Source organism: Pseudomonas sp. ITEM 17296, assembly GCF_028895205.1.
Lineage (GTDB): Bacteria > Pseudomonadota > Gammaproteobacteria > Pseudomonadales > Pseudomonadaceae > Aquipseudomonas > Aquipseudomonas kermanshahensis.
In genome coordinates this window covers 150,263-174,054 of the sequence record NZ_WJRS01000013.1, presented here as the reverse complement: position 1 = coordinate 174,054, position 23,792 = coordinate 150,263, and the positions used below count along the sequence as shown (strand labels likewise).

The 23,792-nt window shown below is 62.4% G+C and carries 24 protein-coding genes; 10 read left to right on the top strand and 14 right to left on the bottom strand.

Annotated elements, in window-relative coordinates; genetic code table 11:
• Nucleotides 1-56 precede the first annotated feature (56 nt).
• On the bottom strand, nt 57-1,256 hold the full coding sequence (tyrS, locus tag GIB19_RS16365; RefSeq protein ID WP_085274082.1) for a tyrosine--tRNA ligase: 1,200 nt from the start codon (nt 1,254-1,256) through the stop codon (nt 57-59).
• A 217-nt stretch (nt 1,257-1,473) separates the two neighbouring features.
• Here tyrS and GIB19_RS16360 point away from each other — a divergent pair, with 217 nt between their 5' ends.
• Both GIB19_RS16360 and GIB19_RS16355 read left to right on the top strand, forming a co-directional pair.
• Nucleotides 1,474-2,895, top strand: coding sequence for a peptidoglycan DD-metalloendopeptidase family protein (locus tag GIB19_RS16360; protein WP_099428193.1), 1,422 nt, complete (start codon nt 1,474-1,476; stop codon nt 2,893-2,895).
• A 3-nt stretch (nt 2,896-2,898) separates the two neighbouring features.
• Nucleotides 2,899-3,990, top strand: a complete 1,092-nt coding sequence (locus GIB19_RS16355) for an anhydro-N-acetylmuramic acid kinase (RefSeq protein WP_274887217.1) — start codon at nt 2,899-2,901, stop codon at nt 3,988-3,990.
• A gap of 58 nt (nt 3,991-4,048) precedes the next feature.
• On the opposite strand, the gene erpA is transcribed toward GIB19_RS16355, so the two are convergent.
• Both erpA and argC read right to left on the bottom strand, forming a co-directional pair.
• A complete protein-coding gene (gene erpA / locus GIB19_RS16350) occupies nt 4,049-4,399 on the bottom strand; it encodes an iron-sulfur cluster insertion protein ErpA (protein ID WP_027594416.1) in 351 nt (116 codons plus the stop codon).
• Between the two features lie 146 nt (nt 4,400-4,545).
• Nucleotides 4,546-5,580: an N-acetyl-gamma-glutamyl-phosphate reductase gene (argC, locus tag GIB19_RS16345; RefSeq protein WP_008089527.1), complete on the bottom strand. Its 1,035-nt coding sequence runs from the start codon at nt 5,578-5,580 to the stop codon at nt 4,546-4,548.
• A 142-nt stretch (nt 5,581-5,722) separates the two neighbouring features.
• Here argC and hemJ point away from each other — a divergent pair, with 142 nt between their 5' ends.
• The 6 genes from hemJ to GIB19_RS16315 all read left to right on the top strand — a co-directional run bounded on the left by hemJ (nt 5,723) and on the right by GIB19_RS16315 (nt 10,149).
• Nucleotides 5,723-6,148 carry a protoporphyrinogen oxidase HemJ gene (gene hemJ, locus GIB19_RS16340; protein WP_027594415.1) on the top strand — a complete coding sequence of 142 codons (426 nt, stop codon included), beginning with the start codon at nt 5,723-5,725 and terminating at the stop codon, nt 6,146-6,148.
• A 26-nt stretch (nt 6,149-6,174) separates the two neighbouring features.
• Nucleotides 6,175-7,131, top strand: coding sequence for an NAD(P)H-dependent flavin oxidoreductase (locus GIB19_RS16335; RefSeq protein WP_274887216.1), 957 nt, complete (start codon nt 6,175-6,177; stop codon nt 7,129-7,131).
• 68 nt (nt 7,132-7,199) lie between these two features.
• Nucleotides 7,200-7,982: an SDR family NAD(P)-dependent oxidoreductase gene (locus tag GIB19_RS16330; RefSeq protein WP_027594413.1), complete on the top strand. Its 783-nt coding sequence runs from the start codon at nt 7,200-7,202 to the stop codon at nt 7,980-7,982.
• Between the two features lie 64 nt (nt 7,983-8,046).
• Complete coding sequence (locus GIB19_RS16325) at nt 8,047-8,385, top strand: histidine triad nucleotide-binding protein (protein WP_027594412.1); 339 nt, start codon at nt 8,047-8,049, stop codon at nt 8,383-8,385.
• A 65-nt stretch (nt 8,386-8,450) separates the two neighbouring features.
• Nucleotides 8,451-9,098 carry a 2-polyprenyl-3-methyl-6-methoxy-1,4-benzoquinone monooxygenase gene (gene coq7 / locus GIB19_RS16320; protein WP_027594411.1) on the top strand — a complete coding sequence of 216 codons (648 nt, stop codon included), beginning with the start codon at nt 8,451-8,453 and terminating at the stop codon, nt 9,096-9,098.
• 10 nt (nt 9,099-9,108) lie between these two features.
• Nucleotides 9,109-10,149, top strand: a complete 1,041-nt coding sequence (locus GIB19_RS16315; RefSeq protein WP_274887215.1) for a DUF2157 domain-containing protein — start codon at nt 9,109-9,111, stop codon at nt 10,147-10,149.
• Nucleotides 10,150-10,287: 138 nt separating this feature from the next.
• Here the strand turns inward: GIB19_RS16315 and GIB19_RS16310 are convergent, their stop codons facing one another.
• The gene (locus GIB19_RS16310; RefSeq protein ID WP_027594409.1) at nt 10,288-10,710 is read right to left on the bottom strand and encodes an OsmC family protein; all 423 of its coding nucleotides are present in this window, start codon (nt 10,708-10,710) and stop codon (nt 10,288-10,290) included.
• Nucleotides 10,711-10,901: 191 nt separating this feature from the next.
• Between GIB19_RS16310 and crp the strand changes: the two genes are divergently transcribed.
• Complete coding sequence (gene crp / locus GIB19_RS16305) at nt 10,902-11,546, top strand: cAMP-activated global transcriptional regulator CRP (protein ID WP_027594408.1); 645 nt, start codon at nt 10,902-10,904, stop codon at nt 11,544-11,546.
• Here crp and GIB19_RS16300 read toward each other — a convergent pair.
• The 4 genes from GIB19_RS16300 to GIB19_RS16285 form a co-directional block, all read right to left on the bottom strand.
• Nucleotides 11,543-12,247, bottom strand: a complete 705-nt coding sequence (locus GIB19_RS16300; RefSeq protein WP_027594407.1) for a lipoate--protein ligase family protein — start codon at nt 12,245-12,247, stop codon at nt 11,543-11,545. The genes crp and GIB19_RS16300 overlap by 4 nt on opposite strands.
• A gap of 144 nt (nt 12,248-12,391) precedes the next feature.
• Entirely contained in the window at nt 12,392-13,225 is an 834-nt protein-coding gene (gene trpC / locus GIB19_RS16295; RefSeq protein WP_099428188.1) for an indole-3-glycerol phosphate synthase TrpC, read from the bottom strand.
• Complete coding sequence (trpD, locus tag GIB19_RS16290) at nt 13,222-14,271, bottom strand: anthranilate phosphoribosyltransferase (RefSeq protein WP_027594405.1); 1,050 nt, start codon at nt 14,269-14,271, stop codon at nt 13,222-13,224. The genes trpC and trpD overlap by 4 nt, the downstream gene beginning before the upstream one ends.
• Nucleotides 14,272-14,280: 9 nt before the next feature.
• Entirely contained in the window at nt 14,281-14,874 is a 594-nt protein-coding gene (locus GIB19_RS16285) for an aminodeoxychorismate/anthranilate synthase component II (RefSeq protein ID WP_099428187.1), read from the bottom strand.
• A 373-nt stretch (nt 14,875-15,247) separates the two neighbouring features.
• On the opposite strand from GIB19_RS16285, the gene estP reads away from it, so the two are divergent.
• Complete coding sequence (gene estP / locus GIB19_RS16280; RefSeq protein WP_274887214.1) at nt 15,248-17,137, top strand: esterase EstP; 1,890 nt, start codon at nt 15,248-15,250, stop codon at nt 17,135-17,137.
• Nucleotides 17,138-17,218: 81 nt separating this feature from the next.
• Here the strand turns inward: estP and trpE are convergent, their stop codons facing one another.
• From trpE to GIB19_RS16250, 6 genes are all read right to left on the bottom strand, one after another.
• The gene (gene trpE / locus GIB19_RS16275; RefSeq protein WP_027594402.1) at nt 17,219-18,700 is read right to left on the bottom strand and encodes an anthranilate synthase component I; all 1,482 of its coding nucleotides are present in this window, start codon (nt 18,698-18,700) and stop codon (nt 17,219-17,221) included.
• Nucleotides 18,701-18,770: 70 nt separating this feature from the next.
• Entirely contained in the window at nt 18,771-19,589 is an 819-nt protein-coding gene (locus tag GIB19_RS16270) for a phosphoglycolate phosphatase (protein ID WP_027594401.1), read from the bottom strand.
• The gene (rpe, locus tag GIB19_RS16265) at nt 19,586-20,260 is read right to left on the bottom strand and encodes a ribulose-phosphate 3-epimerase (RefSeq protein ID WP_099430855.1); all 675 of its coding nucleotides are present in this window, start codon (nt 20,258-20,260) and stop codon (nt 19,586-19,588) included. The genes GIB19_RS16270 and rpe overlap by 4 nt, the downstream gene beginning before the upstream one ends.
• A gap of 233 nt (nt 20,261-20,493) precedes the next feature.
• Nucleotides 20,494-21,321 (bottom strand): ABC transporter permease, encoded by an 828-nt coding sequence (locus GIB19_RS16260; RefSeq protein ID WP_099428183.1) that lies wholly within the window; start codon nt 21,319-21,321, stop codon nt 20,494-20,496.
• 11 nt (nt 21,322-21,332) lie between these two features.
• On the bottom strand, nt 21,333-22,580 hold the full coding sequence (locus GIB19_RS16255; protein WP_274887213.1) for an ABC transporter permease: 1,248 nt from the start codon (nt 22,578-22,580) through the stop codon (nt 21,333-21,335).
• A 153-nt stretch (nt 22,581-22,733) separates the two neighbouring features.
• A complete protein-coding gene (locus GIB19_RS16250) occupies nt 22,734-23,768 on the bottom strand; it encodes an ABC transporter substrate-binding protein (RefSeq protein WP_274887212.1) in 1,035 nt (344 codons plus the stop codon).
• Nucleotides 23,769-23,792 lie beyond the last annotated feature (24 nt).

The window sequence follows — 23,792 nt, the reverse complement described above, 5'->3', positions numbered from 1 at the left end:
CAAAGCGGGGAGGCCTGTCGGCCTCCCCGCTTCTATATAGCTACACCTACTAACGATCACTCAGCCTTTAGGGTGACCCGGGCAAACGCCTTCTTACCGGCCTGGCAAACGTGAGTGGCGCCCAGTGCAAAAACGAAGTCACGATCGACCACCGCACCATCTACCTTAACAGCACCGCCATTCAGCAGATCCCGCGCCATCGCCGAGTTCTTCACCAGCCCCGCCCGGTTCAGCACGGCAGCGATCGGCAGGTCTTCAGCCGCAGCAACTTCGATTTCTGGCAAGTCTTCTGGCAACTCGCCTTCCTTCATTCGGTTGCCCGCCGCACGGTGAGCATTGGCAGCAGCCTCTTCACCATGGAAGCGCGCCACGATCTCTTCCGCCAGCTTGATCTTGATGTCGCGCGGGTTCGCGCCACTGGCAACATCAGCACGGAACTGCTCGATCTCTTCCATCGAGCGGAAGCTCAGCAGCTCGAAGTAACGCCACATCAGCGTGTCCGGGATCGACACCAGCTTGCTGTACATCACCCCTGGCGCTTCCTGGATGCCCACATAGTTGCCCAGCGACTTGGACATCTTCTTCACGCCGTCCAGCCCTTCGAGCAGCGGCATGGTCACGATGTTCTGCGCTTCCTGGCCATAGGCACGCTGCAGCTCACGCCCCATCAGCAGGTTGAACTTCTGGTCGGTACCGCCCAGTTCCACGTCAGCTTTCAGTGCCACCGAGTCATAGCCCTGCACCAGCGGGTAGAGGAACTCATGGATGGCGATCGGCTGATTGGTGGTGTAACGCTTGTCGAAGTCATCCCGCTCAAGCATGCGCGCAACGGTGTACTGCGATGCCAGGCGAATGAAGTCAGCTGGCGTCAGCGTGTCCATCCAGGTGGAGTTGAACGCAACCTCGGTCTTGGCCGGGTCGAGAATCTTGAACACCTGCTGTTTATAGGTCTCGGCGTTATCCAGTACCTGCTCGCGGGTCAGCGGCGGGCGCGTGGCGCTCTTGCCGCTCGGATCACCGATCATCCCGGTGAAATCACCAATCAGGAAGATGACCTGATGCCCCAGCTCCTGGAACTGGCGCAGCTTGTTGATCAGCACCGTGTGCCCAAGGTGCAGGTCAGGCGCAGTAGGGTCGAAGCCTGCCTTGATGCGCAGAGGTTGGCCGCGCTTGAGCTTCTCCACCAGTTCCGACTCGACCAATACTTCTTCCGCACCGCGCTTGATAAGCGCCAGCTGCTCTTCAACCGACTTCATAGACAGACCCGCAAGGCTCAGATTCAAGGGGAGCCAACCATACAAGATCGGCCATCAAATACAAGTTTCGCAACGGAATGTGACCTGACCGCAGGCTTGCGGCGTCTACGCGCCCTTGCGTGAAAATGGATTTGGTTATATTTTATACAGTTATTTCATCTTCATCATGTCATTCATCTTTTCCATATTCACTTTTCTTCAAAAAGTCACCTTACCTATGACCAACGAACCGCCTAAAGCGCCCCCGCTTTATCCGAAAAGCCATCTGTTGGCCGCCAGCGGCATCGCCGCCCTGCTCAGCCTGGCACTGCTGGTATTTCCCTCCAGCGAAGTCGAAGCCAAGAAAACCACCCTCAACCTCGAACTGGAAAGCCCGGTCGAGCAACTGAAAGAAGAATCCAAGGCCGCGCCGCTGGTGCAGGCTGACGCTGAGCAAAGCTCGCCGTTCGCCCAGATCGAAGAGGCCGATTCGGCCACCGAGAAAGCCGAACAGGAAAAGCCTGCAGCAGCGCCGGTAGCCGAGGCCGCCAAGCAGCCCGGCCACCGCGAAGTCACCGTAGCGCGTGGCGACACTCTCTCCACCCTGTTCGCCAAGGTCGGCTTGCCGGCCAGCGCGGTCCATGAGGTGCTGGCCAGCAACAAGCAGGCGAAGCAGTTCAGCCAGCTCAAGCACGGCCAGGTGCTGCAGTTCGAGCTCGACAAGGACGGCCAGCTGACCAACCTGCACAGCAAGGTCAGCAACCTTGAAACCATTCGCCTGACCAAAAACGCCAAGGGCTACACCTTCAACCGCGAAATCAGCAAGCCCGTGGTCCGCACGGCCTATGCCCATGGCGTGATCAAGAGCTCGTTGTCGGCCTCCGCCCAACGCGCCGGCCTTTCCCACAGCATGACCATGGACATGGCTCGCGTCCTTGGCTACGACATCGACTTCGCCCAGGACATCCGCCCGGGCGACGAATTCGACGTGGTGTACGAGCAGAAAGTCATGGATGGCAAGGTGGTGGGCACTGGCAACATCCTCTCTGCGCGCTTCACCAACCGCGGCAAAACCTACACTGCGGTGCGTTACACCAACAAACAAGGCAATACCAGCTACTACACCGCCGATGGCAACAGCCTGCGCAAAGCGTTCATCCGTACCCCGGTGGACTTCGCCCGCATCAGCTCACGCTTCTCCGCTGGCCGCAAACACCCGATTCTGAACAAGATCCGCGCCCACAAAGGCGTCGACTATGCCGCCCCCCGCGGCACACCGATCAAGGCAGCGGGTGATGGTCGTATCGAACTGGCCGGGCGCCGTGGCGGCTACGGCAACACCGTGATCATCCAGCACGGCAACCGCTACAAGACCCTTTACGGCCACATGCAAGGCTTCGCCAAAGGCATCAAGACCGGCGGCTCGGTCAAGCAGGGCCAGATCATCGGCTACATCGGCACCACCGGCCTCTCCACAGGCCCGCACCTGCATTACGAGTTCCAGGTCAACGGCGTTCACGTCGACCCGCTGAGCCAGAAAGTGCCGATGTCCGACCCGATCGCCAAGGCCGAACGCCAACGCTTCCTGCAGCAGAGCCAGCCACTGATCGCCCGCATGGATCAGGAAAAGGCCACCATGCTCGCAGCGAACAAGCGCTAAGCCATGGCGCTTTATCTGGGGGTCATGTCCGGTACCAGCTTAGATGGCCTGGACATCGCCCTGATCGAACAGCGCGAGCAGCCTCAACTGCTCGCCACTCACTATATTCCCATGCCTACCGACCTTCGCCAGGACTTGCTGAGCCTTTGCGCCAGCGGCCCTGACGAGATTGCCCGCGCTGCATTGGCCGAGAACCGCTGGGCCAGCCTGGCAGCCGAAGGCATCGGCCACCTGCTCGCGAGCCAGGGCTTGCAAGCCAACGCTGTCCGCGCCATCGGCAGCCATGGCCAGACAATCCGCCATGAACCCGCCCGCGGCTTCACGGTGCAAATCGGCAACCCGGCACTGCTTGCCGAGCTTACCCAGATCAGCGTGATCGGCGATTTCCGACGCCGGGATGTAGCCGCTGGCGGGCAAGGGGCTCCGCTGGTCCCGGCCTTTCACGAAACGCTGTTCGGCCACCTGGGCAAACGGCTCGCCGTGCTTAATGTCGGCGGCTTCAGCAACCTCAGCCTGATTGCCAACGACACGCCGGTGCATGGTTTCGACTGTGGGCCGGGCAACGTGCTGCTGGACGCCTGGATCGAGCACTCGCGCGGCCTGCATTACGATGCTGACGGCGCCTGGGCGGCGAGTGGCGTGGTGATCGAGGACTTGCTTGCGGCGCTGTTGCGCGACCCGTTCTTTGCAGGCGCCGGCCCCAAGAGCACAGGCCGCGAAGTGTTCAACCTGGCGTGGCTGCACAGCCACCTGAGCCAGCTGCCGCCCTATCGTGCCGAGGATGTGCAGGCGACCCTGCTGGAGCTGACCGCGCGCAGCATCATCGAATCACTGGGCACTGCGCAGCAAGGCACTGAGGCACTGCTGGTGTGCGGTGGCGGGGCCCGCAACGGCACACTGATGCGCCGGCTTGCCCAACTGTTGCCAGGTGCCCAGGTGGACAGCACCGCAGCGCATGGCGTCGACCCGGACTGGGTAGAGGCCATGGCCTTTGCCTGGCTTGCCCATTGCTGCCTGGAAGGCATTCCAGCCAACCGCCCCAGCGTGACAGCAGCCCGTGGGCTGCGCGTGCTTGGCGCCATCTACCCCGCTTAACACCCTGCCAGAATGCAAAACGCCGCGCAAATGCGCGGCGTTTTCGTACAGCCCGTGATCAGATCGAGAACGAAGAACCACAGCCGCAGGTGGTGGCGGCGTTCGGGTTCTTGATGATGAAGCGCGAGCCTTCCAGGCCTTCCTGATAGTCCACTTCGGCACCTGCCAGGTACTGGAAGCTCATCGGGTCGACCACCAGCGACACGCCTTCACGCTCGACGATGGTGTCATCTTCGGCCACATCTTCATCGAAGGTGAAACCATACTGGAAGCCCGAGCAGCCACCGCCGGTCACGAACACACGCAACTTCAGACGCTCATTGCCTTCCTCGTTGACCAGGGTCTTCACCTTTTGGGCTGCCCCTTGGGTGAATTCCAGACCGGTAGGGGTGAAGGTTTCGACGCTCATGCTGATTCTCCCGGCGCAGTTGCCGCCATAAAACTCGATGACGCGCATTATCCGCTTCTCCGAGAAAAATGGTCAAGAATTGTGCGGCTTTAGTCGCGCCCACAAAAAGGCCCGCACACGGCGGGCCTCTGTGCCAGCTTACCCTGTTAGGGGAGCAGGCCCGCGTGGGACAGGCCCATACGCTCATCCAGGCCGAACAGGATATTGAGGTTCTGCACCGCCTGGCCCGACGCGCCCTTGACCAGGTTGTCGATCACCGACAGCACCACCACCAGATCACCGCCCTGCGGACGATGGACAGCGATACGGCAGACGTTCGCACCGCGCACGCTGCGGGTTTCCGGGTGGCTGCCAGCTGGCATCACATCGACGAACGGTTCATCCGCATAACGCTTCTCGAACAGCGCCTGCAGATCGACCGACGTATCTGCCACGGTGGCGTACAGGGTGGCGTGGATACCCCGGATCATGGGCGTGAGGTGCGGCACGAAGGTCAGGCCAATGTCCTTGCCCGCCGCCAGGCGCAAGCCCTGGCTGATTTCTGGCAGGTGGCGATGGCCCTTGACCGCATAGGCCTTCATGCTCTCGCCAGCCTCACAGAACAGCGAGCCCACTGCAGCGCCACGCCCAGCACCACTGACACCCGACTTGCAGTCGGCAATCAGGCGCGACGGGTCGGCCAGGCCGGCCTCCAGCAGTGGCAAGAAGCCCAGCTGGGTGGCCGTCGGGTAGCAGCCCGGGACCGCAATCAGGCGTGCCTGGCGGATTTTTTCGCGGTTGACTTCAGGCAGGCCATAGACGGCGTCCTTGAGCAGCTCAGGCGCGCCATGAGGCTGGCCGTACCACTTGCCCCACTCGGTAGCATCCTGCAGACGGAAGTCGGCAGACAGGTCGATCACTTTGGTGCCGGCCGCCAGCAGTTCGCCTGCCAGGGCGTGGGCGACACCATGGGGCGTTGCGAAAAACACCACGTCGCACGCCGCCAGGGCCTTGCTGTCCGGCACGCTGAACGCCAGGCCATCATAGTGGCCGCGCAGGTTCGGGTACATGTCAGCTACCGCCACGCCCGCCTCGGAGCGCGAAGTGATGACCGCCACTTCGGCCTGTGGATGCTGCGCCAGCAGACGCAACAGTTCGACGCCGGTGTAACCCGTGCCGCCGACGATACCGACCTTGATCATAACGCTTGCCCCTTATCAACGAGCCCACTGGAAAGCGCACGATAATAGGGGCGCAAGCCGCCTGTAACAACTCTTCGGGTGACCCTTCGGGCGCTTGACCACTACTATCTGACGACCGTGAAAACCTGAAGGAACTCCCTCAATGCTTTACCTATGGATCAAAGCGCTGCATATCGTCAGCGTGGTCTGCTGGTTCGCCGGCCTGTTCTACCTGCCCCGGCTGTTCGTCTACCACGCCCAGAGCCAGGACAGCATCAGCCAGGACCGCTTCGTGACCATGGAGCGCAAGCTGTACCGCGGCATCATGAACCCGGCCATGATCGCCACCTATGTGTTCGGCGCCTGGATGCTCTACCTGACCCCGGGCTGGCTGAGCCAAGGCTGGCTGCACGCCAAGCTCACCCTGGTCATCCTGCTGACCGGCTACCATCACATGTGCGGCGCGCAGCGCAAACGCTTCGCCAGCGGCGCCAATACCCGCAGCCACGTCTACTACCGCTGGTTCAACGAAGTCCCGGTGCTGTTCCTGCTGGGTATCGTAATTCTCGTGGTGGTCAAACCGTTCTGACGGTAACCCCCTACAGGAGCCTTGCCATGTCATTGCCCGCCTCGCTCGAACAACGCCTGCGCCTGCCCGTGGTGGCAGCACCGATGTTCCTGATTTCCAACCCGAGCCTGGTTCTGGCCTGCTGCGCCAGTGGCGTGGTGGGCAGCTTCCCGGCGCTGAACCAGCGCGACAGTGCCGGGTTCAAGGCTTGGCTAGAAGAGATCGAAGCAGGCCTGGCACAGTTGCAAGCACCGGCCCCCTATGCGGTGAACCTGATCGTGCACCCGACCAACCCGCGCTTGCAGGCCGACCTGGCCCTGTGTGTAGCGCACAAGGTGCCGATCGTCATCACCAGCCTGGGCGCAGTGAAGGAAGTGGTCGATGCCGTGCACAGCTACGGCGGCCTGGTGTTCCACGATGTCACCACCCGCCGCCATGCCGAGAAAGCCGCCGAGGCCGGCGTCGATGGCTTGATCGCCGTCGCGGCGGGTGCCGGCGGTCATGCCGGTACCTGGAGCCCTTTCGCCCTGGTGGCCGAAATCCGGCAGTTCTTCGACAAGACCCTGCTGTTGGCGGGCTGCATCAACCATGGCCATGAAATTCTCGCGGCACAACTGCTCGGTGCGGACCTGGCATACATGGGCACCCGCTTCATTGCCACCGTGCAAAGCCAGGCCCAGGATGCCTACAAGCAGATGCTGCTCGATGCCCATGCCGTCGATATCGTCCACACCCCGGCGGTGTCCGGTGTGCCAGCGAGCTTCCTGCGCCCCAGCCTGGAGCAGGCGGGCTATGACATGAACGCACTCAAGAATGGCCACGAACTGGGCAAGCTCAAGCCGATCGACGATGAAGCCAAGGCCTGGAAAACCGTATGGTCGGCAGGCCAGGGGGTGGGCGATATCCATGACCTGCCGGACGCCCGCGTGCTGATCGAACGCCTGCAAAGCGAGTACCGGGAAGCCCTGGATCGCTGCCAGGGTATTCGCGCTCAGGCCTTGTAGCAAAAGGCAACACCTTGCCCAGCCAAGCTGTACACTAGGCGCCCTCTTCAGCCCCCAGGAGCCTTTGCATGACCCGTTACGCCATGATCACTGGTGCTTCCAGCGGCCTGGGCCTGGCCCTGGCGGAAGCGCTGGCACGGCGCGGGCGCAATCTGATCCTGGTGGCACGTCAGCGCGAAACGGTGGAGCCGGTGGCCATCGAGCTGACCCAACGCTTCGGTGTCGAAGTGTTGTTCCGCGCCTGTGACCTCAGCCAGCCGCTTCGCCTTTCGGGCTTTGTGCTAGAGCTGGAAGAAGGTGAGCGGCGAATCGACCTGCTGGTCAACTGCGCGGGGCTGCGCACCTACGGGCCGTTCCTGGCCCATGAGTGGGCCGACGAGCAGGACCTGCTGGAGGTCAATATCCTGGCCATGAGCCGCCTCTGCCATGCCATCGGCAACCTGATGGCTGTACAGGGTGGCGGGCAGATCCTCAATGTCGCAGGCCTGGCCGGCGTCGCACCGGGCCCCTGGATGGCGGCCTACGCGGCCAGCAAAGCTTATGTGTTGAGTTTCTCCCAAGCATTGCGCGAGGAGCTCAAGCGCACCGGCATCAAGGTCTCGGTACTCTGCCCTGGCCCGGTACGCTCTTCGCGCCGGCGCATTCCGCGGCTCGAGGGCAGCACGCGCTGCCTCAGCCCCGAGGAAGTGGCGCTGTACACCGTGCGTGCCCTGGACAAAAACCGCACGTTGATCACCCCCGGCCGACGCAATCGCTGGCTGGCGTTCGCGCCACGCCTGCTACCGCGCTGGTTGGTGCGCAAGCTCGCCGGGGTAATCCATCGCCGCTACTGCCCGGTCGGAATGGAATAGCCACTGGGCGAGCGGCGCCCGGCTGAGTACACTCGGCCCGGACCCTCACCATGGAGCAAGTGCTGTGGACGATTTATTCACCAGGATCATCAACCGGGAAATCCCGGCGAAGATCATTTACGAGGACGACCAGGTTCTGGCGTTCCACGATATCGCCCCCCAGGCGCCCGTGCATTTTCTGGTCATCCCGAAAAAGCACATCCGCACCCTCAACGATTTGACCGAAGAGGATAAAGGCCTGGCCGGCCACATCCTGTTCACTGCTCAGCGCCTGGCCAAGGAACTGGGTTGCGATGACGGCTTCCGCGTGGTCATGAACTGCAACGAGCAAGGTGGGCAGACCGTCTACCACATCCATATGCACGTGCTTGGCCAACGCCAGATGCACTGGCCACCGGGCTGATCCAGGGCAAGCGACCCTTGCGCTATTGCGGTAAACTGTCGGGCACACTCTTGCGGAGGTGCCCGATGGCTACCGAACGTCACTACTCGCCGCTCGACCGCTTGTTGCTGCAGGCCGATACCGCCATGCGCACCTTGCTGCCCTTCAGCGGCCAACCGTCCCGCCCATCCCCGGCCATCGTCCAGCCGGATGCCGACCTGGACGACGCCCAGAGCCGCCACATTGCCGGCCTCATGCGCATCAACCATACCGGCGAAGTCTGCGCCCAGGCGCTGTACCAAGGCCAGGCCCTGACCGCCAAGCTGCCCCAGGTACGCAAAGCCATGGAGCACGCCGCCGAGGAAGAAATCGACCACCTGGCCTGGTGTGAACAGCGCATTCGTCAGCTGAACAGCCACCCGAGCGTGCTCAACCCGTTGTTCTACGGCATGTCGTTCGGTATTGGCGCCCTCGCCGGCCTGGTCAGCGACAAGGTCAGCCTGGGCTTCGTCGCAGCCACCGAGCATCAGGTGTGCAAACACTTGGACGAACACCTGGAGCAAATCCCGCACGAGGACGAAAAGTCCCGCGCGATCCTTGAGCAGATGCGCATCGATGAAGAGCAGCACGCCGAATCTGCCCTCGAAGCGGGCGGCTATCGCTTCCCTGCCCCTGTGCGTTTCGGCATGAGCCTGCTGGCCAAGGTCATGACCAAAAGCACTTACCGCATCTGAAGGCACCCCCATGACGGAACGATTCAGCGCCAAGGACCTGGCGCGTGCCGTGCAAGCCGGCATCCTCCAGCCGGGCCAAGACCAGGCCCTGCTGCAGTTTCTGCGCCAGCAACCGGCAACACGTGGCAGCTTTCAGCTGGCGCACGTCGCCTTCTATTTCGGCGCCTTGCTCATCATGGGCGCCATGGGCTGGCTGCTGACTGAAGCCTGGATGTCGATCGGCGACTGGGCACTGCTGGCCATTGCCACCTTGTACATCGTCCTGCTGACCCTCTTTGCCCTTAATTTGCAACGGCGCGCTCAGCCGATTGCCGCCGGTGTACTGGCGGCGGTCGCGGTCAGCATCGTGCCGCTGGCGGTATTCGCCATCGAGCGCCTGGTGGGCTGGTGGCCGATGGATGACAGGCAAACCGCCTATCACCAGTACTACACCTATGTGCAGGGTGGCTGGCTGATGATGGAAGCAGCAACTGTGATTGCCGGGTTGCTCATGCTAAGGCTGATCCCCTTCCCGTTCATCATGATGCCGATTGCCGTGGCGCTGTGGTTCATGTCGATGGACCTCAGCGAATGGTTCTATGGCTCGCCGTTCAGCTGGGAACAACGACGCGAAGTGTCGCTGTGGTTCGGTTTGGGCATGCTGCTGGTGTTTCTGGTGGTGGACGGCCGCACGCGTGAGGACTATGCCCACTGGGGGTATCTGGCTGGGCTTGCGGCGTTCTGGGGCGGGTTGACCCTGGTGGACAGCGGTAGCGAACTGGGCAAGGCCCTCTACTGCCTGATCAATATCGGCCTGATGGGCATCGCCGTGCTGTTACGCAGGCCGGTGTTCATGGTGTTCGGGGCATTGGGCGTGGCGGCTTACCTGGGGTACCTGTCTTACGAGGTATTCGCCGAATCGCTGCTGTTCCCAGTGGTGGTGACGGTGATTGGGCTGGGGGTTATCTGGCTGGGTCTGGTTTACCAGAAGCGGCGGGAGCGGTTGAGCCAGGCCTTCAGAAACGGTTTACCGCAGTGGTTGCGGGTGGCCCTTCCGGCATTACGTGACTGAAGATAGCAGGGGCCGCTTCGCGGCCCATCGCAGGCAAGCCAGCTTCTACAGGTTAAACGCAAGCCTCCAAAACGGCGCGGGCCTGTAGGAGCTGGCTTGCCTGCGATGGGCTGCGAAGCAGCCCCAACAATCCAGCACTTAACCCAGCTCTACAATCTCGTAACCGTGGGTAATCTCGACACCTGCACGCTCCAGCATGATCGAAGCCGAGCAGTACTTCTCCGCCGACAGCTCCACGGCGCGTTTGACCTGGGCCTCTTTCAAGCCACGGCCCTTGACCACGAAGTTCATGTGGATCTTGGTAAACACCTTCGGGTCTTCACTGGCGCGCTCAGCCTCCAGAAACGCCTCGCAGCTTTCCACGGCCTGGCGCGACTTCTTCAAGATGCTCACCACATCGAAACTGCTGCAGCCACCCAGGCCCAGCAACAGCATTTCCATCGGGCGCACGCCCAGGTTTCGGCCACCGGCCTCGGGTGGGCCGTCCATCACGACGACATGCCCGCTCCCCGACTCGCCGAGGAACATCGCGTCACCGGCCCACTGGATACGTGCCTTCATCTACCCGGACTCCTAATATTCGGAAAAGGGTGTCAGCTTAGACCTTGTGTGGCTGTCGGAAAAGCTCGAGACGTGTCGGTTTAGTACCGAAACATCCTGTAGTGTCTGATAAGCTGGCGCCAAATGACTGGCGCGTTCTGCCAGACACTCTCTATAAGAAACCTATGCGTCGTATCGAACAGGATTTCGTGATGGTTGCCTCCGCCCTACCCGCCAAGATCAAGAACATCGACAAACTGCTGGTGCACTGCCAACGCCGCCGCTACACCGCTAAAAGCAACATCATCTGCGCCGGCGACAAGGCCGAAACACTGTCGTTCATCATCAAGGGTTCGGTGACCATCCTGATCGAGGACGACGATGGTCACGAAATGATCATTGCCTACCTCAACAATGGAGACTTCTTTGGCGAGCTGGGCCTTTTCGAGCCCGTAGAGGGCGAGCAGCAACGCAGCGCCTGGGTCCGCGCCAAGACTGAATGCGAAGTAGCAGAGATCAGTTACGACAAGTTTCGCGAACTCTCCCGCCAGGACCCCGACATCCTCTACGCCCTGGGCGGCCAGATGGCCCAGCGCCTGCGTAACACCACGCGCAAGGTTGGCGACCTGGCCTTCTTCGATGTCACCGGGCGTGTTGCCCGCTGCCTGCTCGAACTGTGCAAGCAACCCGATGCGATGACCCACCCGGACGGTATGCAGATCAAGATCACTCGGCAGGAGATTGGGCGTATCGTCGGTTGTTCGCGGGAGATGGTCGGCCGCGTCCTCAAAGACCTCGAGGAACGCAGCCTGGTGCAGGTCAAGGGCAAGACCATGGTGGTCTACGGTACCCGTTAGTCCTTGGGCAAATCGGCCAGCACCTTGGCATAAGCCTGTGACAGGCGCTCGAACCAGGGCGCTTGGGGCGCCACTTCGTGCAAGGCAATATGCGCATCGGCCCGGCAGCGCTGCTCCAGTTCGCAGCATTCGTTGAAGCGGTTGACTGCCGCGACCATCGATTCACGCTCGTTATCCAGCAGCAACGCGCCATGCACCAACACCACCGGGCGTTTGCCACCCAGCCCCTGGCGCCAGCGTTGGGCCGTGCCGACCAGTTTGCGGCCATTGAGGTTGACGTTATAGCGGCCGTCGCAAAACGCCCCGTCGATCTCGCCCACCGAAGCCACCCCGCCCCACTCGCGTAGCACCTCGCACAGCGGCAGGCACAGCCGCTCGTAGGCATTTTCGATGCGCCCATGGTCACCTTCAACGCGCGGCGCCACATAGACCAGCGCCACATTGACCGTGGCATGCGACTGCGGCACCGGTTCACCGCCGGTCTCGCGCAACAGCACCGGCCAGCCAGCGATCGCCAGCTCGGCACAGGCGGCTTCGAAGTTGTCCAGGCGGCTCATGCGCCGCGGCATGACCAGGGCATGGTCGGTCGGGCGCCAAAACAGCACACCGCTGTCGCGTTCGCCGCGGCAGACGGCGGCCAGCAGGTCCTGTTCGGCATGCAGGCCTTGTTCAACGGTCAGTGCCAGGGGTTGATCGGTCATTGATCCACCTTTGATGTTGTTATCGATCCCCGCAGGTTCAACACAGCCACAAGGGCGCCGAAGTACCTGTGGGTGCGGGTTTACCCGCGAAAGGGCCATTACAGGCATACAAAAAAGCCGGCAGTCACGCCGGCTTCGTTTCGATCAGTCCAGTGGCTGAACAGTCTTCTTCACCTGCTCCGGGAAGAACAACCGCTGCAATTCCAGCCCAGGCTGATCAGCGCGCATGAACGCCTCACCCACCAGGAACGAGTAAACCTCGTTGATTGCCATCAGCTCTACATCGGCCCTGTTGAGGATGCCGCTCTCGGTAATCGCCAGGCGATCACGCGGAATACGCGGCAGCAGGTCAAGGGTGGTTTCCAGGCTGACCTCGAAGGTGTGCAGGTTGCGGTTGTTCACCCCCACCAGCGGCGTGTCGAGGGTTTTCAACGCACGCTCCAGCTCATCGCCGTCATGCACTTCGACCAACACATCAAGGCCGACATCCTTGGCTGTGGCAGCCAGTTCGGCCATCTTCACGTCATCCAGCGCCGAGACGATCAGCAGCACGCAGTCAGCGCCCAGTGCACGGGCCTCGACGATCTGGTAGGGGTCGATCATGAAATCCTTGCGGATCACCGGCAACGACACTGCCGCGCGCGCCTGCTGCAGGTACACATCCGCGCCTTGGAAGTAATCCACATCGGTCAACACCGACAGGCAGGTCGCCCCGCCCTTCTCGTAGCTGACGGCAATTTCCGCTGGCACGAAGTGCTCGCGGATCACGCCCTTGCTCGGCGACGCCTTCTTGATCTCGGCAATGACCGCCGGCTGCTTGCGCTTGGCCTGCTCGATCAGCGCATTGGCAAAGCCACGTGGCGCGTCGGCGGCCTTGGCCAGGCGCTCCAGCTCAGCCAGGCTGACCCGGGCACTGCGCTCGGCCACTTCCTCAACTTTGCGAGCGATGATCTTTTCCAGCACGGTCGGTACGCTCATGCTTCGTTCTCCAGCTTGAATACGGCGGTGAAGGCACCCAGCTCCTGCAGTTTTTCCCAGGCAAGGCCGGTGTGCAGCACGTCATGGGCAAGTTCCACGCCCTGTGCCAGGGTCATGGCATGATCCGCGGCGTACAGCGCGGCGCCCGCATTGAGCACGATCATTTCCGCGGCTTTCTGGCCGTTCTCGGTCTTGCGTCGGCCCAAGGCATCACGAATCAACTCGAAGGAGGCCTGTGGGCCTTCAACCGCCAGGCCATGCAGGCTCTGGCTCTTCATGCCGAGGTCTTCCGGCTCTACCCAATACTCGGTGATCTGGCCATTTTTCAGCTCGGCGACAAACGTCGGCGCCGCCAGGCTGAACTCGTCCAGGCCGTCCTTGGAATGCACCACCAGCACGTGCTTGCTGCCCAACCGCTGCAGCACTTCGGCCAGCGGGCGGCACAGGGCCTGGGTGAACACGCCGACCACCTGGTGCTTCACACCGGCCGGATTCGTAAGCGGGCCCAGCATGTTGAACAGGGTGCGCAGGCCCAACTCACGGCGCGGGCCAGCGGCGTACTTCATTGCCTTGTGATGGCTCTGGGCAAACATGAAGCCGATGCCCAGGCTGTCGATGCAGCGGGCGACCTGCACTGGGGTCAGGTTCAGGTAGATGCCAGCGGCTTCCAGCAGGTCTGCGCTACCGCTCTTGCCCGAGACCGCACGGTTACCGTGCTTGGCCACCGGGCAACCGGCCGCGGCGAGCACAAACGAGGAGGCGGTGGAGACGTTGAAGATGTTGGCGCCATCGCCACCGGTGCCGACGATATCGACCACGCCATCGAGGCTCTTCAGCTCGACCTTGTCGGCCAGCTCACGCATCACCGACACCGCGCCGACGATCTCGTCAATGCTCTCGCTTTTCATGCGCATGCCCATCAGGAAGGCGCCGATCTGCGCCTCACTGCATTGACCGGTCATGATCTGACGCATGACGTCGCTCATTTCTTCGGTGGACAAGTCCAGATGACCGACGATGCGGCTCAGCGCGCTCTTGATATCCATGTTCGATCCTTAGCGGCGGCCGCCGGTCTGCTTGAGGAAGTTGGCGAACAGCTCGTGGCCCTGCTCGGTGAGGATGGACTCGGGGTGGAACTGCACCCCTTCGATATTTAGGGTCTTGTGGCGCAGGCCCATGATCTCGTCGACCGTACCGTCTGCATGGGCAGTCCAGGCAGTGACCTCCAGGCAATCGGGCAGGGTTTCACGCTTGACCACCAGGGAGTGGTAGCGAGTCACGGTCAGCGGGTTGTTGAGGCCGGCGAACACGCCCAGGTCGCGGTGCAGCACGGGGCTGGTCTTGCCGTGCATCACCTGGCGGGCACGCACGATGTCGCCGCCAAATGCCTGGCCGATGGACTGGTGGCCCAGGCAGACGCCCAGAATCGGCAGTTTGCCAGCAAAGTGCAGGATCGCCTCGATCGACACACCCGCCTCGCTCGGCGTGCAGGGGCCAGGGGAGACAACGATGCGCTCCGGGTTGAGGGCTTCGATTTCAGCGATGGTCATTTCGTCATTGCGAATGACCTTGACCTCGGCACCTAGCTCGCCGAGGTATTGGACGACGTTGTAAGTGAATGAGTCGTAGTTGTCGATCATCAGTAACATCGGGCTAAACCTCTTGAATCTACTGACTTCAGAATACGAACCTTCCTACACCGCCCGCAGCATGGCATTGCCACTAAGGGCATTCGGAAACGGATAAGAAGGCAAACAGAAACGGGCCGGGCTGGCCGGCAGGAGATAAAGTCAGGCGCGCCAACGCCAACGGGCGTGGGCCTTGATAACGCGCATCAAGAGTTTGCTGACGATCAACACAGGATAGGTCTCGCTCATACGTCCCGGCACAGTAGCCTACCGGGGCGATGGGCGCAATATGCCTGTAAACACGGGGAAACGAATGGACTTGGGAGACAAGCCCCGCGATTTGCTATGGTCGATCGGGTAGTCCTCATAAAAACAAAGAAAAGGATGTTCTCTGATGCGAAAAGCTCCCTTGTTGCGCTTTACCCTCGCCTCTTTGGCCCTGGCCTGCAGCCAGGCATTCGCTGCCCCTTCCCCTTATTCGACCTTGATCGTATTTGGCGACAGCCTGAGTGACGCCGGCCAATTTCCTGACCTGACCGGCGGTACGGCAGGCCAGCGTTTCACCAACCGCGATGCCGACGGTAACTTCGCGCCGGTTTCGCCGATGATTCTTGGCGGTCGGCTGGGCATCGGGCAAGACGAACTCAACCCCTCCACGTCGGTCGGCATCCGGCCTGATGGCAACAACTGGGCAGTGGGCGGCTACACGACACAGCAGATTCTCGATTCGATCACCGAGTCATCGAAAGTGATCGTCCCCCCCAATGGACCGGCGCCAGGCTTTGTCTTCCGTGAACGCCCCGGCTACCTGGCCAATGGCCTGCGCGCCGACCCCAACGCGCTCTATTACCTCACCGGTGGCGGTAACGACTTCCTCCAGGGCCTGGTGAACAGCCCCGCCGATGCCGCCGCTGCTGGAGGCCGGCTGGCTGCGAGCGCCCAAGCCCTGCAACAAGGCGGCGCCCGCTACATCATGGTCTGGTTGCTGCCCGACCTGGGCCAAACGCCGAACTTCAGCGGCACCCCGCAACAGAACCCGCTGTCGCTGCTGTCGGGCGTGTTCAACCAGTCACTGCTCAATCAACTCGGGCAGATCGACGCCGAGATCATCCCACTGAACATTCCGGTATTACTGGGTGAGGCCTTGGCCAGCCCGACCCAATTCGGCTTGGCCAGCGGCCAGAACCTGGTCGGCACCTGCTACAGCGGTCAAGGCTGCGTCGAGAACCCGGTCTACGGCATCAACGGCGCCACCCCGGATCCAACCGAACTGCTGTTCAACGACTCGGTACACCCGACCATTGCCGGCCAGCAGTTGATAGCCGACTACGCCTACTCGATCATCTCCGCCCCCTGGGAACTGACCCTGTTGCCGGAAATGGCCCACGCCACCCTGCGCGCCCACCAGGACGAGCTGCGCAACCAGTGGCAAACGCCCTGGCAAGCCGTGGGGCAATGGCAGGCCTTCGTCGCCACCGGCGCGCAGGACCTGGACTTTGACGGCCAGCGCAGCGCGGCCAGCGGCGACGGCCGTGGCTACAACCTGACCCTGGGTGGCAGTTACCGTTTGAACGATGCCTGGCGCCTGGGCCTGGCGGGTGGCGTATACCGGCAGAAACTGGAGGCGGGTGAACAGGACTCCGACTACAAGCTCGACAGCTACCTGGCCACGGCGTTCGCCCAATACCGCCAGGACCGCTGGTGGGCCGATGTTACACTGACGGCCGGGCACCTGGACTACAGCGACCTCAAACGCACCTTCGCCCTCGGCGTGAATGACCGCAGCGAAAAAGGCGATACCGATGGCGAGGCGTGGGCGGTAACGGGCCGGCTGGGTTACAACCTGGCCGCCGAGAGCAGCCCGTGGCAACTGGCGCCGTTCATCAGCGCCGACTATGCCCGGGTCAAGGTCGATGGTTATGACGAGAAGAGCGGGCGCTCGACAGCGCTGGGCTTCGATGACCAGGAACGGACCTCGCGGCGGCTGGGCATCGGGCTGTTAGGCAGTGTGCAGGTGGCAACGGGGACGCGGCTGTTTGCCGAGGTTGCCCAGGAGCACGAGTTCGAGGATGACCAACAGGACGTGACGATGCACCTGACGACGTTAGCCGCGCACGACTTCACCCTGACCGGGTATACGCCGCACAGTGACCTGACCCGGGCTAGCTTGGGCTTGAGCCATGAGCTGATGGCGGGGGTGCATGTGCGAGGGAATTACAACTGGCGCAAGAGTGATGAGTTGACGCAGCAGGGGGTGAGTTTGGCGGTCAGCTTGGACTTCTGAGTGGTTTGGGCCCTGATGAAGCGGGTTCACCCGCTCCCTCATGCCGGCGAGGGGCTGCACAGCAGCCCCCAATTCCCAGCATTACTTGGCGGACGTCTGCTCAGCCAAGGCCACCGCGCGGAACATCGCGCGGCGCTTGTTGATGGTTTCTTCCCACTCCAGCGCCGGCACGGAGTCGGCCACGATGCCGCCACCCGCCTGCACGTGCAGCTCGCCGTCCTTGATCACTGCGGTACGGATGGCAATCGCGGTGTCCATGTTGCCGTTCCAGGCAAAGTAGCCCACTGCACCGCCGTAAACGCCACGCTTGACCGGCTCCAGCTCGTCGATGATCTCCATGGCGCGGATTTTCGGTGCACCCGACAACGTGCCGGCTGGCAGAATCGCCCGCAATGCATCCATGGCGGTAAGGCCTTCACGCAGCTGACCGGTGACGTTGGACACGATGTGCATCACGTTGGAGTAACGCTCGATCACCATCTTCTCGGTCAGGCGCACGCTGCCGGTCGAGGACACACGGCCCACGTCGTTGCGGCCCAGGTCGATCAGCATCAGGTGCTCGGCAATCTCTTTCTCGTCCGACAGCAAGTCGTCTTCCAGCGCACGGTCGGCTTCTTCCGTCGCACCCCGTGGGCGCGTACCGGCGATCGGGCGCACGGTGACCAGGTTGTCCTCGACACGCACCAGCACTTCAGGCGAACTGCCGACCACATGGAAGTCGCCGAAATTGAAGAAGTACATGTACGGCGTCGGGTTGAAGCAGCGCAACGCACGGTACAGGTCGATGGGCGCAGACTTGAAGTCGATCGACATGCGCTGGGACGGCACCACCTGCATGCAGTCACCGGCCAGAATGTACTCTTTGATGCGGCCAACCGCGTTCTCGTAATCCTCGCGGGTATAGCTGGAACGGAATTCCGGCTCGGCGGCGAGCGGGCCGCTCAGGTCCAGGCCACGGCGCGGGGTAATCGGCTGGCGCAGGGTCTCCAGCAAACCGGCCAGGCGAGCCTTGCCCTGTTCGAAGGCTTGCTCTTCGGCCGGGTCGACCAGCACGATTGCATGCATCTTGCCCGCCAGGTTGTCGAACACCACCACGGCGTCAGACACCATCAGCAGGATATCCGGCACGCCCAGCGGGTCCGGGTTCGGGCTCGCGCCCAGACGCTTCTCCACATAGCGCACGCAGTCATAGCCGAAGTAGCCGACCAGCCCACCGTTGAAACGCGGCAGCCCGGGAATATCCGCGACCTTGTAGCGGTCCTTGAAGGACTCGACGAAGGCCAGCGGGTCGTCGACGTCGTGGCGCTCTACCTCGACGCCATCCTGCAGGATACTGACGTGGTAGCCATGCACACGCATCACCGTGCGCGATGGCAAGCCGATCATCGAGTAACGCCCCCACTTCTCGCCGCCCTGTACGGACTCGAGCAAATAGGAGTTGGGCTGGTCGGCCAGTTTCAGGTAGATCGACAGCGGCGTGTCGAAGTCGGCCAGGGTTTCACAGGCCAGGGGGATGCGGTTGTAGCCGGCAGCGGCCAGGCGCAGGAATTCTTCGCGGGTCATGAGTAGCCTCGTGGCAAGCAGCAGTAAGGTCAGGCAAACGGACGGGCCGGCAGCGGCCGGCGAGCAGAAGTCAGGCGCGCCAACGCCAACGGGCCAGGGCCTTGATGACTTTCATCCAGAATTTGCCAGTAACCGCCACGGTGGACTCTCTGTCTTGTGAGGCTTGAAGGTCCGCCAACGTTATCCCAGTGGCCGGGTCTGCGCAACCGGGCAGCAATGCACGCAGGTCGTCGATCACCAGGCTCGGCGATTCGTCGTTGATCGGCCGGCCGTGGTTGTAGCCGTAGGTCAGGCCCACGCACTGCACACCGGCAGCCTTGGCGGCCAGCACATCGCTGCGCGAATCGCCGACGAACAGCGACTGTTGCGGCGTGACACCGGCCATCTGCATGACGAACAGCAGTGCCGCGGGGTCGGGTTTCTTTTGTGGCAGGGTGTCTCCGCCGATGATCCAGCGGAAGTAGCGACCGATCTTCATCTGGTCCAGCAGCGGGGCGACGAAGCGCTCGGGCTTGTTGGTGATCAGCGCCATCTCCACGCCTTGCTTGCGCAGCCAGCGCAGGGTGTCGCGCACGCCGGGGTAGACCACGGTCAGTTCATGGCTTTCGGCATAGGCCTCCATGAACAGCGCCAGCGCCTGTTCGGCCAGCGCATCGTCCACCGAGGCATGCTCGATGCCCCCGGCCAGCGCCCGGCGCACCAGCACCTGGGCACCGTTGCCAACCCAGTGGCGTACGGCGTCCAAGCCCGCTGGCGGGCGCCCAAGTTCGAGCAGCATGCGGTCCACGGCGGCGGCCAGGTCTGGCACGGAGTCGATCAGGGTACCGTCCAGATCGAACATCACCAGCCTTGGCAGCGTCCCTGGGAACAGCTGCTCGAAGCCGCTCATGGGCGGGCCTGGGCCAGTTCGGCGCGCATTTTGGCGATGACTTCCTGATAGTCCGGGGCATTGAAGATGGCCGAACCGGCGACGAAGGTGTCAGCGCCAGCAGCGGCGATTTCGCGGATATTGTTGACGTTGACGCCACCGTCGATTTCCAGACGGATATCACGGCCACTGGCGTCGATCAGCGCGCGCGCCTCACGCAGCTTGTCGAGGGTGCCCGGGATGAACTTCTGCCCGCCAAAGCCTGGGTTGACGCTCATCAGCAGGACCATGTCGACTTTGTCCATCACATACTTGAGCACATCCAGGCTGGTCGCCGGGTTGAACACCAGGCCGGCCTTGCAACCACCGTCGCGGATCAGCTGCAGCGAGCGGTCGATGTGCTGGCTGGCTTCCGGGTGGAAGGTGATGTAAGTGGCGCCGGCATCGATGAAGTCGCCGATGATACGGTCGACCGGGCTGACCATCAGGTGCACATCGATCGGGGCGGTCACGCCGTACTTGCGCAGGGCGGTACAGACCATCGGGCCGATGGTCAGGTTGGGGACGTAGTGGTTGTCCATCACATCGAAGTGAACGATGTCGGCACCCGCGGCCAGCACCTTGTCGACGTCCTCGCCCAGGCGGGCGAAATCGGCGGAGAGAATGGAGGGGGCAATAGCGTAGGGCTGCATGGCGCACCTGTAGGTCAGAATCACGGTGGCGCGCATTGTAACTCAGGCGAACGGGTAGAGGCTGATTGGTATCAATCCGTGTCGAGCGTTTCAACCTGTACCGGCCTCTTCGCGGGGCAAGTCGGATCGCCGCACCGCCGCTCCCACAGAGACCTCACAGTGTTCGGAGCTGTGGGAGCGGCGGTACGGCGATCCGACTTGCCCCGCGAAGAGGCCGGCACAGGCAAGACCAATCAAGCAGGCTGCTGAGTTCTCAGCTTCTCGCTACGCCCACGCAACCACTCTAGGGTCAGCAGCAGCACCACCGAAAATGCGATCAGCAAGGTCGCTGCCGCCGCAATGGTCGGGCTCAGGTTCTCGCGGATACCGCTGAACATCTGCCGTGGCAAGGTCGCCTGCTCGGGGCCGGCGAGGAACAACGTCACCACCACCTCGTCGAACGACGTCGCAAAGGCAAACAACGCACCCGAGATGACCCCTGGGGCGATCAACGGCAGCGTTACCCGGCGGAACGCCACCAGCGGCGAAGCGCCCAGGCTGGCCGCCGCGCGCACCAGGTTGTAGTTGAAGCCCTGCAACGTCGCCGACACGGTGATGATGACGAACGGCACACCCAACACCGCATGCACCAGGATCAACGAGGTAAAGCTGTTGCCCATCCCCAATGGCGCGAAGAACAGGTAACTGGCCACACCGATGATCACCACCGGCACCACCATCGGCGAAATCACCAGCGCCATCACCAGCGACTTGCCCGGGAAGTCGCCGCGGGTCAGGCCAATCGCCGCCAACGTACCGAACACCATCGCCAGCACCGTGGCCGCCGGGGCGACGATGATGCTGTTCTTCAGTGCCCGCATCCACTCGGCAGAGCCGAAGAAGTCCTGGTACCACTGCAGCGAAAAGCCCTGCAACGGGTACACCAGAAAGCTGCCACTGTTGAACGACAGCGGCACGATCACCAGCACCGGCAAGATCAGAAACAGCAGGATCAAGCCGCAAAGAATGCGCAGGCTGTAGTACCAGACCCGCTCCACGGGTGACATGTAAGGGCTCAGCATGACAAGGCTCCTCAGCTCAGGCGCAGGCGGCTGGCGCCGACCAGCCAGCTATAGATCAGGTACAACAGCACGGTCGCCAGCAGCAGCAGGCCGCCCAGCGCGGTCGCCATGCCCCAGTTGATGCTGGTGTTGGTATAGAAGGCCACGAAGTAGCTGACCATCTGGTCGTTCGGGCTGCCCAGCAATGCCGGGGTGATGTAGTAGCCGATCGCCAGGATGAACACCAGCAGGCAGCCCGCGCCAACACCGGCGTAGGTCTGCGGGAAGTACACCCGCCAGAAGCTGGCGAACGGGTGGCAACCCAGCGAGATGGCCGCACGCATGTAGCTGGGCGAAATGCCCTTCATCACGCTGTACAGCGGCAGGATCATGAACGGCAGCAGGATATGGACCATCGAGATGTACACACCGGTGCGGTTGAACACCAGCTCCAGCGGTTCATCGATGATGCCCATGGCCATCAGCGCACTGTTGATCAACCCGCCCGACTGCAGCAGCACGATCCACGCCGCCACCCGCACCAGGATCGAGGTCCAGAACGGCAGTAGCACCAGAATCATCAGCAGGTTGCTCTGCCGGGCCGGCAGATTGGCCAGCAAGTACGCCAGCGGGTAGGCCAGCACCAGGCAGATGGCGGTGATCACCACCCCCATCCACAGGGTGCGGGCAAAGATATCCAGGTAAATGGCTTGGTCAGGCGTGGCCTTGGCCAGCTCGCCAAGGTCATCGATACGGTGGTCGAGCGACGCCAGCAGGTAGAACGAGGTGACCGAGCTGGTATTGCGGCGGATCGCCTGCCAGTAGGCGGGGTCGCCCCAACGCTCATCGAGGGTTTGCAGTGCTTCTTTATAAGAGGCAGGTTCAGCCTTGAACGGTAACGCTCGTGCGGTCTTGGTCAACAGGCTGCGGTAGCCCGCCAGTTCCATGTTCAGGCGCTTGGAGAGGTCGCCCAGGGTCTGGTTCTTGCGCGACTCGGCCAGGTCCTGGCTCAGTGCCTTGTATACCGACTCACCGGGCAAGCTCTTGCCATCCCACTGCGACACCGCTTCGACGGTACGCGGCAGGCCGGCGACCACCTCCGGGTTGCCGACGCTCTTGTACAACAGCGCTGCGATCGGCACCAGAAACACCAGCAGAAGGAACAGCGCCAGCGGCGCGATCAACGCCTGCGCCTTCCAGCGGTTGACCCGCTCGGCGTGCTTGAGGCGCTGCTTGAGACTTGGACCTGCGCCTTCGTTGAGGGGCACTGCAATGGCCATGGCGAACTCCGTAAAAACCGGCTGAAATCAGGGCTGCTGCGCAGCCATCGCCGGCAAGCCGGCTCCCACAGATACAGCGTTGGGCTCAGGCGCTACGCCTGGCCTGTGGGAGCCGGCTTGCCGGCGATGAGCCGCGTAGCGGCTCCTTGTCGTTTACTTCTTCGCCGCCCAGGCGTTGAAGCGTTGCTCCAGCTGCTCGCTGTTGTCAGCCCAGAAGCCCACGTCGATCTGCACCTGGTTGGCAATGTTTTCAGGCGTGGTCGGCATGTCTTTCTTCACCTCGTCCGACAGCAGGCTCACGGCCTTGGAGTTGGCCGGGCCGTAGGCGATGTTCTCGGAGTAGGTTTTCTGCTGCTCGGGCTGAACGCTGTAGGCGATGAACTTCTTCGCCTCTTCGACGTTCTTGGCGCCTTTTGGAATTGCCCAGGCATCGAAGTCGTAGATGCCGCCGTTCCACACCACCTTGAGGTTGCTCTCTTTCTGCACGGCGGCGATCCGGCCGTTATAGGCCGAGCTCATGACCACGTCGCCCGAGGCCAGGAACTGCGGCGGTTGGGCGCCGGCTTCCCACCACTGAATGCTGGGTTTGAGTTCATCGAGCTTCTTGAAGGCGCGGTCTTGGCCTTCCTTGGTAGCCAGCACGGTGTAGACGTCCTTGGGCGCAACGCCATCGGCCATCAGGGCGAATTCCATCGTGTACTTGGCGCCTTTGCGCAGGCCACGCTTGCCCGGGAATTTCTTGGTGTCCCAGAAATCGGCCCAGCTGGTAGGTGCCGTCTTGAGCTTGTCAGCGTTGTAGGCCATGACCGTGGACCAGACGAAGAAGCCCACGCCACAAGGCTGGATGGCGCCAGGCACATAGTCGGCTGCATCGCCGAACAGCGCAGGGTCGAGTTCTTCGAACATGCCCTCGTCGCACCCGCGAGACAGCTCTGGCGACTCGACTTCCACCAGGTTCCAGGACACGCTCTTGGTGTCGACCATGGCCTTGACCTTGGCCATTTCACCGTTGTACTCACCGGCGACGATCTTGCCGTTACCCGCCTTTTCCCAAGGCTCGTAGAATGCCTTGACCTGGGCGGCCTTGTTGGCGCCACCGAAAGAGATCACCGTCAGGTCGGCCGCCATGGCCTGGCCAGCGGCGAACAGCCCCAGGGCCAGGGCCGTCAGTTTCAACTGCTTGCGCATTATTATTCTCTCCACAGTACAGGG

What these genes read in the sequence shown, in the direction of transcription:
- tyrS (WP_085274082.1), bottom strand. Translation starts at nt 1,256, where the DNA reads ATGAAGTCGGTTGAAGAGCAGCTGGCGCTTATCAAGCGCGGTGCGGAA.
- GIB19_RS16360 (WP_099428193.1), top strand. Translation starts at nt 1,474, where the DNA reads ATGACCAACGAACCGCCTAAAGCGCCCCCGCTTTATCCGAAAAGCCAT.
- GIB19_RS16355 (WP_274887217.1), top strand. Translation starts at nt 2,899, where the DNA reads ATGGCGCTTTATCTGGGGGTCATGTCCGGTACCAGCTTAGATGGCCTG.
- erpA (WP_027594416.1), bottom strand. Translation starts at nt 4,399, where the DNA reads ATGAGCGTCGAAACCTTCACCCCTACCGGTCTGGAATTCACCCAAGGG.
- argC (WP_008089527.1), bottom strand. Translation starts at nt 5,580, where the DNA reads ATGATCAAGGTCGGTATCGTCGGCGGCACGGGTTACACCGGCGTCGAA.
- hemJ (WP_027594415.1), top strand. Translation starts at nt 5,723, where the DNA reads ATGCTTTACCTATGGATCAAAGCGCTGCATATCGTCAGCGTGGTCTGC.
- GIB19_RS16335 (WP_274887216.1), top strand. Translation starts at nt 6,175, where the DNA reads ATGTCATTGCCCGCCTCGCTCGAACAACGCCTGCGCCTGCCCGTGGTG.
- GIB19_RS16330 (WP_027594413.1), top strand. Translation starts at nt 7,200, where the DNA reads ATGACCCGTTACGCCATGATCACTGGTGCTTCCAGCGGCCTGGGCCTG.
- coq7 (WP_027594411.1), top strand. Translation starts at nt 8,451, where the DNA reads ATGGCTACCGAACGTCACTACTCGCCGCTCGACCGCTTGTTGCTGCAG.
- GIB19_RS16315 (WP_274887215.1), top strand. Translation starts at nt 9,109, where the DNA reads ATGACGGAACGATTCAGCGCCAAGGACCTGGCGCGTGCCGTGCAAGCC.
- GIB19_RS16310 (WP_027594409.1), bottom strand. Translation starts at nt 10,710, where the DNA reads ATGAAGGCACGTATCCAGTGGGCCGGTGACGCGATGTTCCTCGGCGAG.
- crp (WP_027594408.1), top strand. Translation starts at nt 10,902, where the DNA reads ATGGTTGCCTCCGCCCTACCCGCCAAGATCAAGAACATCGACAAACTG.
- GIB19_RS16300 (WP_027594407.1), bottom strand. Translation starts at nt 12,247, where the DNA reads ATGACCGATCAACCCCTGGCACTGACCGTTGAACAAGGCCTGCATGCC.
- trpC (WP_099428188.1), bottom strand. Translation starts at nt 13,225, where the DNA reads ATGAGCGTACCGACCGTGCTGGAAAAGATCATCGCTCGCAAAGTTGAG.
- trpD (WP_027594405.1), bottom strand. Translation starts at nt 14,271, where the DNA reads ATGGATATCAAGAGCGCGCTGAGCCGCATCGTCGGTCATCTGGACTTG.
- GIB19_RS16285 (WP_099428187.1), bottom strand. Translation starts at nt 14,874, where the DNA reads ATGTTACTGATGATCGACAACTACGACTCATTCACTTACAACGTCGTC.
- estP (WP_274887214.1), top strand. Translation starts at nt 15,248, where the DNA reads ATGCGAAAAGCTCCCTTGTTGCGCTTTACCCTCGCCTCTTTGGCCCTG.
- trpE (WP_027594402.1), bottom strand. Translation starts at nt 18,700, where the DNA reads ATGACCCGCGAAGAATTCCTGCGCCTGGCCGCTGCCGGCTACAACCGC.
- GIB19_RS16270 (WP_027594401.1), bottom strand. Translation starts at nt 19,589, where the DNA reads ATGAGCGGCTTCGAGCAGCTGTTCCCAGGGACGCTGCCAAGGCTGGTG.
- rpe (WP_099430855.1), bottom strand. Translation starts at nt 20,260, where the DNA reads ATGCAGCCCTACGCTATTGCCCCCTCCATTCTCTCCGCCGATTTCGCC.
- GIB19_RS16260 (WP_099428183.1), bottom strand. Translation starts at nt 21,321, where the DNA reads ATGCTGAGCCCTTACATGTCACCCGTGGAGCGGGTCTGGTACTACAGC.
- GIB19_RS16255 (WP_274887213.1), bottom strand. Translation starts at nt 22,580, where the DNA reads ATGGCCATTGCAGTGCCCCTCAACGAAGGCGCAGGTCCAAGTCTCAAG.
- GIB19_RS16250 (WP_274887212.1), bottom strand. Translation starts at nt 23,768, where the DNA reads ATGCGCAAGCAGTTGAAACTGACGGCCCTGGCCCTGGGGCTGTTCGCC.